Here is a 16,108-nt window from a genome sequence, read left to right on the forward strand (position 1 = left end):
AGAGCTTATTCGTAAATAATATTTACATAGACAGAATTTTTAGCTATAATGTCTCATTGTTAATCATAGTCATGGAGACATTATGGCAAAAATCCAGTCGTGGGAAGTTTCCGATTCTTTTTGGGCGGTGGTCGAGTCTCTGGTTCCGCCTGCCAAGAGGGATCAAAGCCGGGTGTATAAACGTAAGCAAGGTGGTGGTAGAAAGCCGATACCGGCACGAAAGATTTTCGAGGCCATTGTATTTGTGCTCCGCACGGGCTGCCAGTGGCAGGCTCTTCCTAAAGAGCGCTTCGGTAGCCCCAGCGCAATTCACACCCATTACATGCGCTGGATGAAAGCAGGATTTTTTGTTGCTCTTTGGCGGGCGGGCCTCGCTGAATACGATGAAATGGAAGGCATCTCCTGGAGTTGGCAAAGTATTGACGGGGCGATGGTCAAAGCGCCGCTTGCTAGGGAAGCGGTCGGAAGAAATCCGACTGACAGGGGGAAAAAAAGGGACAAAGCGCCACATCATGGTGGACGGGCGTGGTGTCCCTCTCTCGATCGTCGTGACAGGAGCAAATCGGCATGATGTCAGCCAGCTCGAACTGGTTATGGATGAAATCATTATTGAACGCCCCGATGATGTGGAACAGCATTTGTGCGCTGACAAAGGCTATACCGGTGAGCCTGCTCAAGCTGCTATTCGGGCGAAAGGTTACATACCTCACGTAAAACAGCGCGGAGAAGAAATTCGTGAGAAAAAAACTATTCCCGGATACAAAGCCCGCCGATGGGTGGTCGAGGTCTCTCACTCATGGTTCAACCGTTTCAGGAAACTACTGGTCAGGTATGAAAAACTCACCGACTCCTACTTGGCCCTTTGTCATTTGGCTGCGGCAATAATCGCCTCACGAAAGGCAGGGCTTATTTACGAATAAGCTCTTAGTATCTGCGGAGCGGAACCCATGATGGAGCGGATTTTGGTGATCGAAACAATCCTGCGGAAATTCCTCAGGCGCATTGGCGAACTATCTGGTGGGTCTTTGGGGAGGACGATTTCTTTTTTCAAGGTGCATCAAAATTGACGACCACGCGCGGCTAAAGGCTGAAAAAACCTTTGGCAGAAGGGGTGCGCCTGTTCTTTTTTTCTCCTGGCTTCCGGGCAAAGCCGCCGAAATCCCCGCCGGGGAAGTGCTCAAGCGCGCGCTTGCTGCCATCTATTAACTGAGTCTTCTGCACCAAAAAACATGTTGGGTGAACCGAAACGATGTGCAGAACCACCCAAGCCAACCTCGTTTACTTCGCTTTTTTCAGCAGAACGGAAAGGTCTATTCTGTAATCCTTCCAGTGAAGTGCATCTATGCCCCTTTTTCGCATTTCCTTGATTTTGGCTTGATCCTTCTGGCCCCGTGGGCAGGAAACAAGGCCTATCACCCTTTTGAGGTGATTTGAGCCCAAGCCCTTTCCGTGCTCCTTTTTCCGTCCTCTGCCGCAATACCTTTCGGATGTCTGCTCTAGTTGCGAAAGGGCGTGGGGGAAATCAGAACCCTTCAGTTCAACTATAACCACAACAAAATGTTGCGCATCCTTTGCCCTGCACACGAAAATGGCGTCAGCCGTCCGCTCACCTTTTTCTGCGGCCTTAGCTTCAAGCCTGACCCTCACAACCTCGTCGCCCTTCTCGTGGGTAATGGTAAGGTTGCGCCGTTTCTCGCCTATGGAATTTTTCATTTCGACGCCATGCCCAGGAAACATCTGCGCCACGGCTTGCGCCAGATCAGACCCGGAATCAGCCACGGCCTTCCTCCAGGTCCAAAAGTGCGTCGAATTCGCGGCCAAGCTGGTTGGCGGTGGCGTCAACCTCGTCGGAATCCATCAGCCCGGTTTTCTTGTCAATTATGCTGACAGCCTTCCCGTCCGCCGTAAGACGGTATGCTGCGACCTCCTTGGGATCGAGAAGGTGATGATTTTCGGGCATTTCAGCACCAAGATGATCGCCACACCGTGCCTCTCCCATTCTGAAAGGTGGATATTTTTGGCAAAATGCAGAATAACTCATAAATGTTTGCATGAGGTTGTTTATTGTATAAAGCACATAAGGTGAATGCGTGGTAATAAAAAAACTGCGGTTTTGATTTACGAGATAGGCTATCGTTTCGACTACAATTCGTTGAGCGGCGGGATGGAGATGGGTTTCGGGTTCCTCGAAGATGAAGGATGTATCCGAAAACTCAACGCCCGCCGTAGATGCTGCTGCGAAAAAAGGCCAGGTTTCCATCTGTCCTGACGTAATTGCCGAAAGAGGCATCATTTTACTTACATTGCCCATTTCCTTATCAATTATATGAGTACCGAATTCCCATCCCTTATTCTGTCCCGTTCTTTTATACGAAAGTTCACCTTTGAGCGCATTTCGCTGAAAATCACGTAATTTAATAAACAAATCATCCCTTTTATCATTAAAGTGATAATTAAAATTGTTTCCTATGAACCGCTTTTCGTACTGTCTTTCGGCATAATCGAGAATTGTGATGAATTTTCTGAACGGCAACGGCAGATAATTTCTATATACAACTCCCATTTCATTTTTAAAAAACATCGAAATCATAGCTCGTTCAGTTGGAATGAACACATTGTTGACAAAAGGTGAAATCCCTTTTGATGAAGCCCTCTCGTTCCATGTGTCTGCCCATTGTTGCATTTGACTTGCGAGGACGCTGTTAAGTTTCACTTTACCGTTTACGTTGCATCTTATCTGCCAATCAATATTATTTGACGCGTCAGAGTAATGAATTGATGTATTCTTGGCTGTGTAATAATAAAAAGGCGTTCCGCGCAATTCATTTAAAATTTCCTCAATTATTTTTCCCTGCCATCCTTTTTCTTCCGTGTTTTCACGTTTGTACCTTTGATCGAATTCTGACTGGAGAGTTCTAAAAAAATACAGCACCTGGGCGGCGAGGGATTTTCCAGAAGCCTGGGGGCCGACCAGCACGGTGAGGGGCTTGACTTCGATTTTCAGGTTTTTTATGGGGCCGAGCCCGCTGATTTTGAGAATTTCCGGCATCGGGGGCCTTCTTTCCGGCGAATTTTTGACGGTTTGAGGTTCAAACACCGGCTGGATAAAAAAGTATACACCCATTTATGCTTCAAATCCGTATCAATATCAAGGGGATTTGTTGAAAATCACCAAACCGGAAAAAAGGCGGGGGGGGGGGGAGAGGAAAAGCACCAAGCCCTGAAAACCGGCGGCGGTTATGTGCTTGCGTAAGCAAGCACATAACCGCCGCTTAATAATTGGGGGTCCGGGGGAACGCAGTTCCCCCGGCCGCCGGAGGCATATCTTTTGCTTTTACTGTTCTGCCTTTACTGTGTCGCCTCTGCTGTTCCGCCTTTACTTTTCCTTCGAGAAAAAGCTCGCCTTGAAGAACTCGCGGTTCATGCGGGCGATGTGGGAGATGGAGATTTCCTTGGGGCAGTCGGCCTCGCATTCCTTCTCGTTGGTGCAGTTGCCGAATCCAAGGCAGTCCATGGCGCGGAGCATGGCAAGCACGCGCTTGGCGGCTTCGGGGCGTCCCTGGGGAAGGAGCGCCATCTGGGAGACCTTGGCTGACAGGAAGAGCATGGCGCTTGCGTTGGGGCAGGATGCCACGCAGGCCCCGCAGCCGATGCAGGCGGCGGCGTCCATGGAGCTTTCGGCGTTATCCTGAGGAACCGGGATGGAGTTGGCTTCCGGGGCCGAGCCGGTGTTCACCGAGACGAAGCCGCCCGCCTGGATGATGGTGTCGAAGGCCCCGCGATCCACCACGAGGTCTTTTATGACTTTAAAGGCGCGGGCGCGGAAGGGCTCGATGGCGATGGTGTCGCCGTCGGAAAAATGCCTCATGTGAAGCTGGCACAGGGTGGTGCCTTTTTCCGGGCCGTGGGCGCGCCCGTTCACCACCGCGCCGCACATGCCGCAGATGCCTTCCCGGCAGTCGTGGTCAAAGGCTATGGGCTCGCGGCCTTTTAAGGTCAGTTCCTCGTTAACTTTATCCAGCATTTCAAGGAAGCTGGAATCAGTTGAGATTTCGCGGGCTTCTATGGTCTCAAATGCGCCTTTTTTGGATCCGCTTGCCTGCCGCCAGACCTTAAGCGTCAAATTTATGTCTCGTGCGCTCACTTGTAGCTCCTTTGGGTGAGTTTCACGTTTTCGAACGTAAGGGGCTCCTTGTGGAAATTGGGGGCCGCGCCATCGCCCGCGTATTCCCAGCAAGCCGCGTGGCAGAAATTTTCGTCGTCGCGCTGGGCCTCGTTTTCCGGGGTCTGGAAGGCCTCGTTGAAGTGCCCTCCGCAGGATTCCCGGCGCGTCAGGGCGTCTGTCACCATGACTTCCGCAAATTCCAGGAAATCCGCCACGCGGCCCGCGCGTTCAAGGGACTGGTTGAAATCGCTGCTGTCGCCCGGAACCAGCACGTTTTCCCAGAACTCGGCGCGGATTGCCGGGATGCGATCCAGGGCCTTTTGAAGCCCTTCGTCGGTACGCCCCATTCCGCAGTTGTTCCACAGTAAGAGACCGAGTTCCTTGTGGAAATCATCCACAGTGCGTTTGCCCTTTATGGAAAGGAGCTTGTTGGTTTTGGCGGACGCCGCTTTTTCGGCTTCAACAAAGGCCGGGTGATCGGTGGTGATGGTATCCAGCCCGCCGCCAGTGAGGTAGCCGCCTATTGTGTAGGGGATGACGAAGTAGCCGTCCGCAAGGCCCTGCATGAGAGCCGAGGCCCCAAGGCGGTTTGCGCCGTGATCCGAAAAATTGGCCTCGCCGAGTACGAAAAGGCCCGGAACAGTGGACTGGAGGTTATAATCCACCCAGAGCCCGCCCATGGTGTAATGGATGGCCGGGTAGATCATCATGGGGGTGGTGTATGGGTCGTCGCCGGTGATTTTCTCGTACATGGCAAATAAGTTGCCGTATTTTTTGCGGATAACTTCCTTGCCATCCCGATTGATCGCGTCGGCGAAATCGAGATAGACCGCAAGCCCGGTTTCGCCCACGCCCATTCCGGCGTCGCACATGAGCTTTGCGTTGCGGCTGGCGACATCACGGGGGACAAGGTTTCCGAAGCTTGGGTACTTGCGTTCAAGATAGTAGTCGCGGTCGGATTCCGGGATATCCTGTGGCCTACGGGTGTCACCCTTGGTCTTGGGAACCCACACGCGCCCGTCGTTGCGCAGGCTCTCGCTCATCAGCGTCAGTTTCGACTGGCTGGTGCCATGCACCGGAATGCAGGTGGGGTGAATCTGGGTGAAGCAGGGGTTGGCGAAAAAGGCCCCTTTTTTGTAGCAGCGCCAGGATGCCGTGACGTTGCAGGCCATGGCGTTGGTGGAAAGAAAAAACACGTTGCCGTAACCGCCCGTGGCCAGAACCACGGCATGGGCCTCGTGGCGCTCCATCTGCCCGGTGACGAGGTTGCGCACCACGATTCCCCGCGCCCTGCCGTTAACAACCACGAGATCGAGCATCTCCCGGCGCGGGAACATGGTGACCTTGCCGACGGATATCTGCCGGGCAAGGGAGCTGTAAGCGCCAAGCAAAAGCTGCTGGCCGGTCTGGCCGCGCGCATAGAAGGTGCGGGAAACCTGGGCTCCGCCGAAGCTGCGGTTGGCCAGAAGCCCGCTGTACTCGCGTGCAAAGGGGATGCCCTGGGCCGCGCAGTGGTCAATGATAAGGTTCGATACCTCCGCAAGCCGGTAGACGTTGGCCTCCCGCGCCCGGAAATCGCCGCCCTTTACGGTATCGTAGAAAAGCCGCCAGACCGAGTCTCCGTCGTTGGTATAGTTCTTGGCCGCGTTTATGCCGCCCTGGGCCGCTATGCTGTGCGCCCGTCGGGGGCTGTCCTGGATGCAGAAGGTTTTTACGTTATAGCCAAGCTCGGCAAGGGATGCCGATGCGCTTCCACCGGCAAGCCCGGTTCCAACCACTATCACCGTGAATTTGCGCTTGTTGGCGGGATTGACGAGCTTCAGATCCGCCTTGTGCCGTTGCCACTTGCTCTCGATTGGTCCGCCTGGAACCTTGGAATCAAGCGTCATGGGATAACTCCTTGAATATTTGAGCGCGGGGGATCAGCCCGCGACGGAATTGACCGCGAAAAGGAAAAAAAGCGGCAGGGCCCCAAGCCCCACGGCCACAAGAAGGCCGAAGACAAGGGAGAGCTTTTCGATCCCCGGCATGTACTTGGGATGGTTGGCCCCAAGGGTCTGGAAGGCGCTCCAAAGTCCGTGCCGCACGTGAAGGGCAACCACGATCATGGCGGCGGAATAGAGGCCGACGTTAACGGGGTTGCGGAAAAAATCCGACACGAAGGCAAACAGGGCGTCGGGCGCTGGCGGGTTCAAGCGAAAAGCGTAGAGATGCCAAGTAACGAATGCGAGAATGAGAATGCCGGTATAGGGCATGGTGGCGGATGAGAGGGTGCGCCCGCCCGCCCATTTTTTTCCGTGATAGCGAACGGGCCGGGCCGCCATGTTTTGTAAAAAAAGTGTAAGGCCCATTGAAATGTGAACGCAGGCGAAAAGGATGAGGCCGATTTCCGCAGCTTTCACCACGATGGCCAGTTCGTGGAGATGCTCCGCGTAGGAGTTCAAGGCCGCAGGCCCAAGGTAGGCGGTGAAATTTCCCGCAATGTGCCCGGCCAGGAAGCCCAGAAACCCGAGGCCGGTAAGGGCCATGAGGGATTTCTTTCCCACCGAGCTTCCAAAGGTGCGAATTACCCAATCCATAAACTTTTCCTCCACAGATAGGTAACGGAATGAAGGGGAAAGCGAGTAAAATTGCGATTGACCCGATTCCCGAAAAGAACTGCACAGTTTTCTAGACCCATCGGAAAAACAAGTCAACCACTTTTCTCATTTTTCAGCAATTAAGATTATTGTTGATAAAACAGTACTGATTATGTATTCCGAGATCGGAAACATCAAGTGTCTTGACAAAGGCCGCCAAAATAGTTAACTTGTAAATTAACAAGGATGCCCTGTGACACTGGACAAGGAACTGCTTATTGAAGGCGATTGTTTTTCCATCTACGAAATAATCAGGGATGGAAAGCCTTTGATAAAAAAATTTTTGCTGTCCCTTCCTTCCGATTTGTTAGAAAAAATCAAAAAGGAACTTCAGTTTATAGCCTTTAAGGGAACTCCCAGAAACGTACAGAAATTCGCCTATGAGGGCGACGGAATCTGGGCCATAAAGGCGAAGCAGGTTCGGATTTACTGTTTTTACGAAGGAAACCGGCTGATCCTTCTTGCCCACGGCGTGGTCAAAAAGCGCCCCAAGGCCAATCCGGTTGACCTGGAAAAAGCAAGGACGCTCAGAAGCGAGTGGAAAAAAATGAAAGGAGGAATGCAATGACAAGAGAACTGACCTGGTTTGAAAAGGAACTGGACAGAACCAGGCATGCTTTCGCCTTCCGGCTGGCTGGCCTGGAATTCGAGCTTACCGAGGACATAGCCACTCTGATGCAGGAAAAAAAGGTTACGCGGGCCGAACTTGCAAGGCGCATGGGCATAAGCCGGGCGGCGGTGACAGCGTTTTTGCGGGACGGGTCCAATCTTACGCTAAAGCGGATGCTCAGAATCGCCGATGCCCTGGGCGCTGAACTCACCGTCAAAATCGGCGGGAAGGAGGCGGTTGAGTCTGTGACTGACGCCGGTTCGCCGGAAACTGCGGAGATCGAGCCCCGGCAAGCTGTTGGAGGATGATTTTCCGGAAAAAGCGTGATATGCCGTAAAGCGAGCTTCGGGAAAACCCAACCTTTTTCGGACCCCTTTTCCATGCCAGACGAACCGTCATCCCCCCTAAAAAAAAGCCCGCTCAGGCGCGCCGCCGGTGTCGCAAAACTCCTTTTCACGCCCGTTGCAGTGGCCTTCATACTGTGGGCCGGATGGATGAACCGGCAGTCCCTGGCATCCACCCTTCAAACCGCCCTCTGGGGACGCCTCGCCCTGTCGGCCCTTCTCTGGGCCGCCGCGCACTTCGCGGCCCCCATCATGGCCTGCCTGGTTCTATCGGGCGGCTCCTTCAAGCTCGATTATCTATCGGCCTACGACATCCACGCGAAAAACCTTCCGGCGCGATACATACCGGGCGGGGTCTGGCACTCGGTGGGCCGGGTGGCGGCCTTCCACGCCCTGGGCGCGCCAGCCCGGAGGCTCATCCTTTTCGTTTTCCTGGAAAACTCCCTGGCCCCGGCCACCGGCTTTTTGTTTGGCGGATTGATCGTAACCGGCCTTAGGGGCCTTGCAGGATGGGGCGGGGTGGGGGCGGCGGGCGCGGCGGTGGGGGCGGCTGCCCTTCTGGCCCTGCCCGCAATCGGCAGGCGCTTCGTTCTGGGCGGGGAGCCCTTTCCCACGGCGGTGTTCATCAAGGCCTGCGGAGCCATGATACTCTTCTGGGCCGGGATCGCGTCCTCGTTCACTGTCTTTGTCTCGGCCTTCCCTGACGCATTTTCGAGGCTTGCGCCCATTTCCGTGGCCGGGACCTACATGTTTTCCTGGGCCGCCGGGAACCTGGCCATATTCGCGCCCCAGGGCATAGGGGTTTTCGAGACCGTGGCCGCAGGAATCCTGAACGGCTCGCTTTCGGTGGGCGCGGCTGCCGCGCTTCTGGTGGCCTTCCGGGGGGTGGCTCTGGTGAGCGACGCAGGAAGTTTCCTCTTGGCCCGGCTTGTCGTAATGATTTTGAGGAATAGAGAAAAAAATGAGGGCGGCAGGCCCAAAAGACCTATGTGATATTACTGCTTATAGGCTGTTTCATAACCCCCATGCGGGTGAAGGCCATATTTCAATCATCTCATTCAAGCCTCGAAAGTATTGATGATTTGGGACTATTATTCTGAAAATATAAAGTTTTTTGAAAGGGGGTGCGGGGGAAACTTTTTTTTCAAAAAAGTTTCCCCCGCAAAAGCAATTCCTAAAAAGGTTATGAAACGGCTTCTATCATTAAAAGCGCCGCGTAAACAGCCCCTGAGTGATCCGAAACCTCCGGGGCCAAAAAGCCCACGTCCGGGGAAGCGGGGTCGCAGGCGGAAAGAAGCTCGTTCGCGGCCTCGGCCAGCCCCTCCGGGCCTGCTTCAATGAGGCGCTTCAAAAGGCGCGATGAAAAATCCGAGCCTGCGCCCCTTTCCTTTTCCCGTTCGGAAAGACCCTGAAAAAAGCCCTCCACGATTTTTTCCACAGAAAACTCCGGGGCGAAAACAAGCCCGCCCGTTCCGTTTTCCCGGTCAAGCCTCATGCGAAGAATCGTATTGACGAAAAAATAGATGCCGGAATCCATGGGGTCGGGCAGATCATCGTCTTCTCCGCCAATCAGCGGGTCATGCCCGCGTGCGGTTATGAGTTTTACCTCCGGGCGGCCTTCGGAATCCGGGCGCACCACGAAGTCCCCGGCGGCGTGGTGCCAGGGGGACAACTGCTCCCCGCTTACGGGCTCGTAATAATAGGCAAGGATGCGGGACGCCTGGAAATAGACTTCGTCAAGAAATGCGTTGTCGGCGAAATATGGGCCTTTTATGGTGTCCCAGACTCTCAGTCCAATTTCACCCGTTGCCGGGTTTTGGGCAAGGTGGAACTCGAAAAAACCGGTGAGCCACGAAGTCATCAGAATCGTGCCGGAAAGACAAGCGTACTCGCCCTCGAAAAACCCGTAAGACCCTGGCAGATACTTTAAGGCTGAAGCCGCGTCCAGCTTTTCGAGAACCCCGACCTCCCGCCTCGCCATGAACCGGGCCATTGGCGCGAGGGCCGCGTTGGCGCACAGAACCGCCTGTTTTCCGCCGCCTTCGATTTCGATCCGCGCCGGGTGATAGAGCGCCCCGTGCTTTTCGGCGATGATCCCAACCCGTTCCGGTTCATGTCCCCCAAGGGCGAGGGTCAGGGCAGGAAGGGCCGGGCCTCCCAGAATCCGTTGCAAAAGCCCGAAAAAGTCGGCGTAGGACGGGCCACCTGTTTCTGCCTCACCCTGGCGGGAAACCGGGAGCGGGCGGGAGAGCCATTCGCGGTCGGCTTCCGCGTCCCCTTCGCCGGTTGAAATGAAATATTTGAATTCGGGATGACTGTTCACTTTTTTCCCCATTAGACACCAGAACCCGCAACGGCCCGGTAAATCTCCTGGATGGGCGCGCCATTTGCAACGGCCGCCCTGCGGCATGATTCGTATTCCGGGGTGACGCGAATGGAGCCGTCGGGCGTCACCACCTCCTTGGCGGCTATGTCGCCAAAGGGAGTCGAAACCGTGACCACCCTTCGCACCAACTTGGTCCGGGCCGCCTCGCACCAGCGCACGCCTATGGTGGTGGTTTCCGAAAGAATGAGCCTTATGAGCTGGTCCCGAAGTTCCGGTGGGCAGACAACCTCCACCAGGGTCGCCGGGCGGCTTTTTTTCATCTGGACCGGGATGAACATCACGTCAAGCGCTCCCTCGGAAAGGAGCCTCTCCATGAGAAACCCGTAGATTTCCGGGTTCATGTCGTCGATTTCGGTGGAGATCACCGTCACCCGGTCGTGGTCAAGGGACGCGGAAGGCTGGCCCAGAAAAACCCGAAGCGCGTTGGGGCCGCGTGAAAGAACGGCGGAGCCGAAGCCGAAACCGGTGGCGCTTATCGTCATTTCCGGCATTGGGCCGAAGGACTCGCAGAAGGTGGACGCTATGGCCGCGCCGGTGGGGGTGACGAACTCGAAGGCCGCGTCAACGCCGTAAACGGGGACGCCCTTTAGAAGCCGCACCGTGGCTGGGGCGGGGTTGGGCAATACCCCGTGGGCGCATTTGATGAGGCCGGTCCCCATGGGCAGGGGCGAGGCCGTTAGGCGCTTGATCTGAAGGGCCTCGATGAGCCAGGCCGCGCCGGCGACGTCGATGATGGCGTCCACCGCGCCCACCTCGTGAAAATGGACGTGATCGGGCGTGGTTCCGTGAACCCCGGCCTCGGCCTCGGCAAGACGGGTGAAAACAGCCAGGGCCCTTGCCTTGACTGATTCAGGAATCGCGGCCCCTTCGATTATTTTTCTGATGTCCGAAAGATGGCGCTCCGGCTGGGGCTCGGTTACGTTCACGCTCACCCGTTTTCCGGAAAGCCCGCCACGGTTCTCATCCGTGATCGAGATGTCGAAGCCGGAAAGCCCAAGGGAATCCATGGCCCGGCGGAACCCGGTCTCGTCCGCGCCCAGGCTTAGAAGCGCGCCCAGGGTCATGTCGCCGGAAATCCCCGAAAAACAGTCAAGATGGGCTATCATACGTTTCCCCTGGATTTCAGAGCCGGGTCAGAATCCGGCGCAGGAGGCTCTTTCTGGTGTCCTGCTCCCGCTTGATCAGAAGGTCGCCTATCTGGTCGGTTATGGAATCCCCCACAGCCTTCCTGATGCCGTAAAGAACCGCCCGGTCGTGGGCCTTTCCGGCGAAGGGCGTGGTTTCGATGGGTTTTCCGAAGGAAAAATAGAAGCGTTCGGGCCGGGGGATTAGGGTGGGGCCTATGCCGCGCGCTATGGGCGGAATGGCCTCGCCGTTTCGCATGATCTTCGAGACGATGCCCTTTTTTTCCAAGAGCTTTCCCACGCGGGACTTCAAAAAATCGTCCGCGTCGTAAAGTATGGACCAGGCGTTTTCCGGCCCCACCGAGGCCATTGGAATTATTGGGTAGCCGTGCTCAACAGCCAGGCGCACAAAACCGGCTCTCTCCTTCCAGATTAGCTTGTAGCGCTCGCCCTTGCGCTTGCAGACCTCGCGCCCGCCGCCCGGAAAGACCACTATGTTTTCGCCCGCCTCCATGAGCTCCGAGCAGATTTTCGGGGTGCCAAGAACCCCGCCGATGGCCTTTAAAAAATCGCCCCACACCGGAAGCATGAAATGGAACCGGTCCCCCAGGCCGCGAAGGTAGATGCCCTTTTTGCGGTAAAGTACTGCGGCCAAAAGCGGAATGTCGAAAACCCCGTAGATGGTGTGGTTGCCCACGAAAAGATAGGGGCCGCCTCCTTCGGGTATGTTCTGAAGACCGTATGTGACCGGGGAAAAATACTTCCGCAGGGGCGTGGTGAGTAGCCACACGGTGTTGGGGGAAGCCCGTACGTAGTCGTGTTTTTTCATGATGGGCCGGAATGTTCATGGAGGGTGAGCGGGAGCGGATTATCCGTCTGGTTTCAGGGGAAATTTCCGCTCCCGGTTCGGATCGGGATGATGGTCAGTGGGGCTGGTTTACGGCTTTGTGCTTGGCCTCCATCCGGGCCTGGGCTTTTTCGGCGTTCAATTTCACCGGGCCCTGCTTGAAAAGCACCCCTTCCAGCCAGTCAAAGCCGAATTTCATGAGGGCTGTGTCGTCGTTGCGCATGGCCTCCACAAGGGCCGCATCCACCTCGTAAACAGACAAGAACGAGCTGTCGAAAACGAAGCTGCGGAAGCGGTCCAGGTCGTAGCTTCCCAGGAAGAACATCTTCTTGGCCTCGGAGGTGAGCTTTATCATGTCGGGAAAGGAGCGCTTGCGCACCACCAGGTTGGCCCAGCCCGCGTTCATGTCGTCGTAGATGTCAACGCCCTGGTCCTTGCGCCATTCGCCCACGCTCCAGTTTTTTTCCCGGGCAAAGCCCTTGCAGTGGGGCTCCCTTACCAGAAAATAAAAGCGCTGGTTCTGATCGGCTTCCTTGGGGCGAAGGGTGCCGTGGCCGATGGGGTAGTAGCGGCAGGCGGCGGGCCTGTCCTCGTAGACCAGGCAGCCGTCCTCGCGCACAAAGGGGCAGGTGCGCTCGGCGTCGTCCATCATGCGCAGCACGGGCACCGGCAGATCGGTCTTTTCCAGAAGCTCCGGCACCGAGTAAAGGGACAGGAATTCGCCGGATGAAAGGCCCAGGCGCTTTTTGAGCCTTAGGATGTCGTAAGGGGTGAGTACTATGGTAAGCCCCCGGCAGCAGCGGGTGAAGCAGTCGTTTTTGCTGTCGCAAAGAAAATCGAAGCGGCTCTCGTCCGAAAGCTGCACGGGGTCTATCTGTGCCTGATTTTTGATCTGTTCCATTATTACTTCCCTTCCTTTAAGTAAATGCCAGGGGGAACATAATGGCGAAGAAAAAGGAAGTCAACCCGGAGAAAGAGGAAAGCGCCCTCATTTTCGGATGAAAAGCTAAGGCGGTGTTTTAAGGGCAAGGCCCGGTCGGGAAAAAGAGTGGCCGTAATGTGGCTTGTCGGCGGCTTGTGAACAGGGGCTTTTTCAGGCGGCGGACGGGAAAACGATCTCGAAGGCGGCCCCCGATCCCACCTGGGATTCGGCCCTTATGAATCCGCCCTGGAGCTTCACTATCTCCCTTACCGAGGCAAGCCCCAGGCCCGTGCCCTTGCCTGGTTCCTTGGTGGTGAAAAAGGGGTCGAAGATGCGGGGAAGAACTTCCGGGACAATGCCGAAGCCTGTGTCGGAGACCCTGAGGCGCACGTAGTTTCCGGCGGGCGCGTCGAAAATATCGGCAAGGTCCTTTTCAGTGGCGGTTTCCGTGCGGACCGTGAGCCGCCCGCCCTGGGGCATGGCGTCTCCGGCGTTGAGATAGAGGTTCCACAGAATCTGCTCGATCTGGGTGGGATCGGCTTTGATCGAAGGAAGGGAGGGCAGAAGGTCCAGCCTGATGGTGAGGTCTTTCCTGGCGCGTCCGAAGACTTCCGCCGTGTCCGCCACCACCCGGTTCATGTCCACCTGGCAGATTTCCGCCTGGCCCTTGCGCGAAAGGCCCAGGAGCCTGCTGGTGAGCCTGGAGCCGCTGGCCACCTGCCGCTCGATGTTTTTGAGGCGGGCGTGGGGCGGGGAGTCGGGCCGGGCCTCTATGAGCATGAGGGAGACGTTGCCCTGGATGGCCATGAGAAGATTGTTGAAATCATGGGCGACTCCGCCTGCGAGTATTCCAAGGGCCTGGATTTCCTGGGCATGGATCATGCGGCTCGCCAGGTGGTTCCTCTCGGCCTCGGCGGTTTCGCGCATCCCGTGTTCAAGGGCCAGGCTGTCATTGACAGAAGCCAGGTCGTTTGCGCTCTTTTCCCATCGCTCCTGGAACAGGGCGTTTTGCAGGGCAAGGCCCATTTCAGCAGCGCAGAGGCTTAAAAGGTGCTCGTCTTCCTCGTCAAAGGGGCTTTTGTCATGCTTGCGCGCGAGGTTGAGAACGGCTACTGTTTCCGTTCCGGCGAAAACCGGCAGCGAGATGAACGAGGGCATTCCGTAGCGCGGCTTGTTGGGCATGAGGGTGCGGGGATCGTTTTCGATGTTCTGCACCCGCAAGGCGGCCCCGGTCTCCACCACCTTTCGCATGATGGGGGCGTCGGCCCCTATGGGAAAGTCCGGCGGGGCCTCACTGTTGACGCCCTGGTGGCCCACCAGCCGGAAGGACAGGGACAGGGCTCCGTCCTGGGATTGGCGGTCCGAACTCACCGCGAACACGGAGCCTATGGAAGCGCCCGAAAGCATCATCGCCTGCTCCATGAGCGTGGACAACAGAACGTTCATGTCAAGGGTGACGCCCGCAACCTTCATCATGTCGCGCAGGACCAGGATGCCCGAAACCTTGCGCTCCAGCCTGCTGTCCGCATACTTCATGCGCTCCAGCATACTTCCGAAGGCGTCGGCCAGCCCGGCCAGTTCGCGTGTGCCGCGCAGAGCTTCCAGGGCTGCGGTGTTCCCGGCCACCGCAGTTTGGGCGGCCTTCTCCACGTCATGTGCGAAAACGGTTATTCTCTCGAAAAAATTGCGGATCATAATGAGCCCGGCCAGCACCACCAGAAGTGACAGGCCCAGGAAAAATATACGAAGGGGTTCCCAGTCGGCGATGTTGTCCCTGTTGAGATACAGAAGAAGCAGGATGGGAAGCCCGGCAACCAGGCTTTCTATTATGGCGAGCCTTCGCCTCAGGGCGGAAGAGGCTGTTTTTGGGCGCGTGCTGGAATTGGGCATTGCGCACATCTCGCTTTTGAAGGAAAAGGGCGGCCCTGATTATCCGGTCAAACCTGGGAAAATCATGTGTAAAACCCGTTTTTTTCGTGCATGATTGAGCAAAAGATATGATGTGCACGCCCGAAAAACCGGTATTTTTACATCATGCCATGCGCCGTCAGGAAAACGGCATTGCTGTTGACGCATCAATCATGGAGTATTGATGCGCTTTATTGCAACAACATAATACCACGAAGAAGAAGCAAATGTAAAAATTATCTTTTTTCCGGGTCGATATTCCGTTATGTTTAACACACGTTAAAAATAAGCGGGCGCATCAAATCGATTTTTGGAGCATATGGGCATCCTCATGGTTGACAGCGTTGATGCTTCAATGGCAATCATGATTTTGGGGTTTTATTGCGGCCTTATATCAGGCATAGCAAGGAGCAACAGATGAACGAATTTATCGAGGCCGAAGTGAAGTTCCACCTCACTGACCCGCAAAAACTGCGCGACGGGCTTGTTGCCTGCGGCGCTGAATTTTTGGGAAGGGCCTTTGAGACTAACGCGATATGGGACAACGAGCAGGATGAGATGGCCGCCCGTGGCGGGCTTCTGCGCCTGCGCCGGGACGGCTCATGCCGTCTTACTGCGAAGCTGCCGCCCGAAAACGCCGATGCGGATTTCAAGGTAAGCAGGGAATGGGAGGTCACGGTCTCGGATTTTACAGCGATGGAGGCCATTTTGAGGGCCCTGGGGTTTTCGCCCAAAAGGCGCTACGAAAAGGAGAGGGAAACCTGGCTTATTGGGAAGGTCCACGTGACCCTGGACAGGATGCCCTTCGGGTGGTTTGCCGAGCTTGAGGGCGAAAGGGACGAAATCAGGAGTCTGGCGGCCCGGCTGGGCTTTTCCTGGGAGCGCCGGATAATACTCACCTACATGAGGATGTTTGAGATCATCAGAAGCGGCGAGGGCCTTTCCGCGACCGAGCCCACCTTCGATCTCATGAAGGGGGTTTCCGTTCCAATTGAAAGGTACCTTCCGGCCTTCGAGGCCGGGGCGTGAGCGCCCGTCTAAAACGCGAACTGCCGCGTCAGATGGGCGCGGGCGGGTCGGAATGTACGAAAAGTAGTATTCCTTCCCGCCCGCGCCCATCTTCCTTGCATTTCACCTTTTTAACCAGGTTTCACATCTTGCCT

At 56.0% G+C, this 16,108-nt stretch carries 15 protein-coding genes; 5 read left to right on the forward strand and 10 right to left on the reverse strand.

Features of this window, described 5'->3' with window-relative positions:
• Window positions 1-82: 82 nt before the first annotated feature.
• Window positions 83-920 (forward strand): IS5 family transposase gene (locus tag HZB23_13405; GenBank protein MBI5845652.1). Its coding sequence is split into 2 segments (ribosomal slippage): window positions 83-495 and window positions 494-920, totalling 840 coding nucleotides; the frame shifts between segments, so codons are not numbered across the junction.
• 358 nt (window positions 921-1,278) lie between these two features.
• On the opposite strand, the gene HZB23_13410 is transcribed toward HZB23_13405, so the two are convergent.
• The 5 genes from HZB23_13410 to HZB23_13430 form a co-directional block, all read right to left on the reverse strand.
• A complete protein-coding gene (locus HZB23_13410) occupies window positions 1,279-1,779 on the reverse strand; it encodes a hypothetical protein (GenBank protein MBI5845653.1) in 501 nt (166 codons plus the stop codon).
• Window positions 1,772-3,124, reverse strand: a complete 1,353-nt coding sequence (locus tag HZB23_13415; GenBank protein MBI5845654.1) for an ATP-binding protein — start codon at window positions 3,122-3,124, stop codon at window positions 1,772-1,774. Before HZB23_13415 ends, HZB23_13410 begins: the two co-directional genes overlap by 8 nt.
• Window positions 3,125-3,376: 252 nt before the next feature.
• Window positions 3,377-4,144, reverse strand: a complete 768-nt coding sequence (locus tag HZB23_13420; GenBank protein MBI5845655.1) for a succinate dehydrogenase/fumarate reductase iron-sulfur subunit — start codon at window positions 4,142-4,144, stop codon at window positions 3,377-3,379.
• Window positions 4,141-6,054 (reverse strand): fumarate reductase/succinate dehydrogenase flavoprotein subunit, encoded by a 1,914-nt coding sequence (locus HZB23_13425; protein MBI5845656.1) that lies wholly within the window; start codon window positions 6,052-6,054, stop codon window positions 4,141-4,143. Before HZB23_13425 ends, HZB23_13420 begins: the two co-directional genes overlap by 4 nt.
• A 33-nt stretch (window positions 6,055-6,087) precedes the next feature.
• On the reverse strand, window positions 6,088-6,744 hold the full coding sequence (locus HZB23_13430; GenBank protein ID MBI5845657.1) for a succinate dehydrogenase cytochrome b subunit: 657 nt from the start codon (window positions 6,742-6,744) through the stop codon (window positions 6,088-6,090).
• Window positions 6,745-6,997: 253 nt separating this feature from the next.
• Here HZB23_13430 and HZB23_13435 point away from each other — a divergent pair, with 253 nt between their 5' ends.
• The 3 genes from HZB23_13435 to HZB23_13445 all read left to right on the forward strand — a co-directional run bounded on the left by HZB23_13435 (window position 6,998) and on the right by HZB23_13445 (window position 8,751).
• Window positions 6,998-7,372: a type II toxin-antitoxin system RelE/ParE family toxin gene (locus tag HZB23_13435; GenBank protein ID MBI5845658.1), complete on the forward strand. Its 375-nt coding sequence runs from the start codon at window positions 6,998-7,000 to the stop codon at window positions 7,370-7,372.
• Window positions 7,369-7,722, forward strand: coding sequence for a helix-turn-helix transcriptional regulator (locus HZB23_13440; GenBank protein MBI5845659.1), 354 nt, complete (start codon window positions 7,369-7,371; stop codon window positions 7,720-7,722). Before HZB23_13435 ends, HZB23_13440 begins: the two co-directional genes overlap by 4 nt.
• A gap of 72 nt (window positions 7,723-7,794) precedes the next feature.
• Window positions 7,795-8,751, forward strand: a complete 957-nt coding sequence (locus tag HZB23_13445; GenBank protein MBI5845660.1) for a hypothetical protein — start codon at window positions 7,795-7,797, stop codon at window positions 8,749-8,751.
• A 190-nt stretch (window positions 8,752-8,941) separates the two neighbouring features.
• On the opposite strand, the gene HZB23_13450 is transcribed toward HZB23_13445, so the two are convergent.
• The 5 genes from HZB23_13450 to HZB23_13470 form a co-directional block, all read right to left on the reverse strand.
• Complete coding sequence (locus tag HZB23_13450) at window positions 8,942-10,081, reverse strand: hypothetical protein (protein MBI5845661.1); 1,140 nt, start codon at window positions 10,079-10,081, stop codon at window positions 8,942-8,944.
• An 11-nt stretch (window positions 10,082-10,092) separates the two neighbouring features.
• Window positions 10,093-11,250, reverse strand: a complete 1,158-nt coding sequence (gene larC / locus HZB23_13455) for a nickel pincer cofactor biosynthesis protein LarC (protein MBI5845662.1) — start codon at window positions 11,248-11,250, stop codon at window positions 10,093-10,095.
• 16 nt (window positions 11,251-11,266) lie between these two features.
• Window positions 11,267-12,097: an acyltransferase family protein gene (locus HZB23_13460; GenBank protein MBI5845663.1), complete on the reverse strand. Its 831-nt coding sequence runs from the start codon at window positions 12,095-12,097 to the stop codon at window positions 11,267-11,269.
• Between the two features lie 94 nt (window positions 12,098-12,191).
• Window positions 12,192-13,016, reverse strand: a complete 825-nt coding sequence (locus HZB23_13465; protein MBI5845664.1) for a YkgJ family cysteine cluster protein — start codon at window positions 13,014-13,016, stop codon at window positions 12,192-12,194.
• Window positions 13,017-13,208: 192 nt separating this feature from the next.
• Window positions 13,209-14,927, reverse strand: coding sequence for a GAF domain-containing protein (locus HZB23_13470; GenBank protein ID MBI5845665.1), 1,719 nt, complete (start codon window positions 14,925-14,927; stop codon window positions 13,209-13,211).
• Between the two features lie 435 nt (window positions 14,928-15,362).
• Between HZB23_13470 and HZB23_13475 the strand changes: the two genes are divergently transcribed.
• A complete protein-coding gene (locus HZB23_13475; GenBank protein ID MBI5845666.1) occupies window positions 15,363-15,974 on the forward strand; it encodes a class IV adenylate cyclase in 612 nt (203 codons plus the stop codon).
• Window positions 15,975-16,108 lie beyond the last annotated feature (134 nt).

The sequence above is a fragment of the Deltaproteobacteria bacterium genome (assembly GCA_016235345.1).
GTDB lineage: Bacteria > Desulfobacterota > Desulfobacteria > Desulfobacterales > Desulfatibacillaceae > JACRLG01.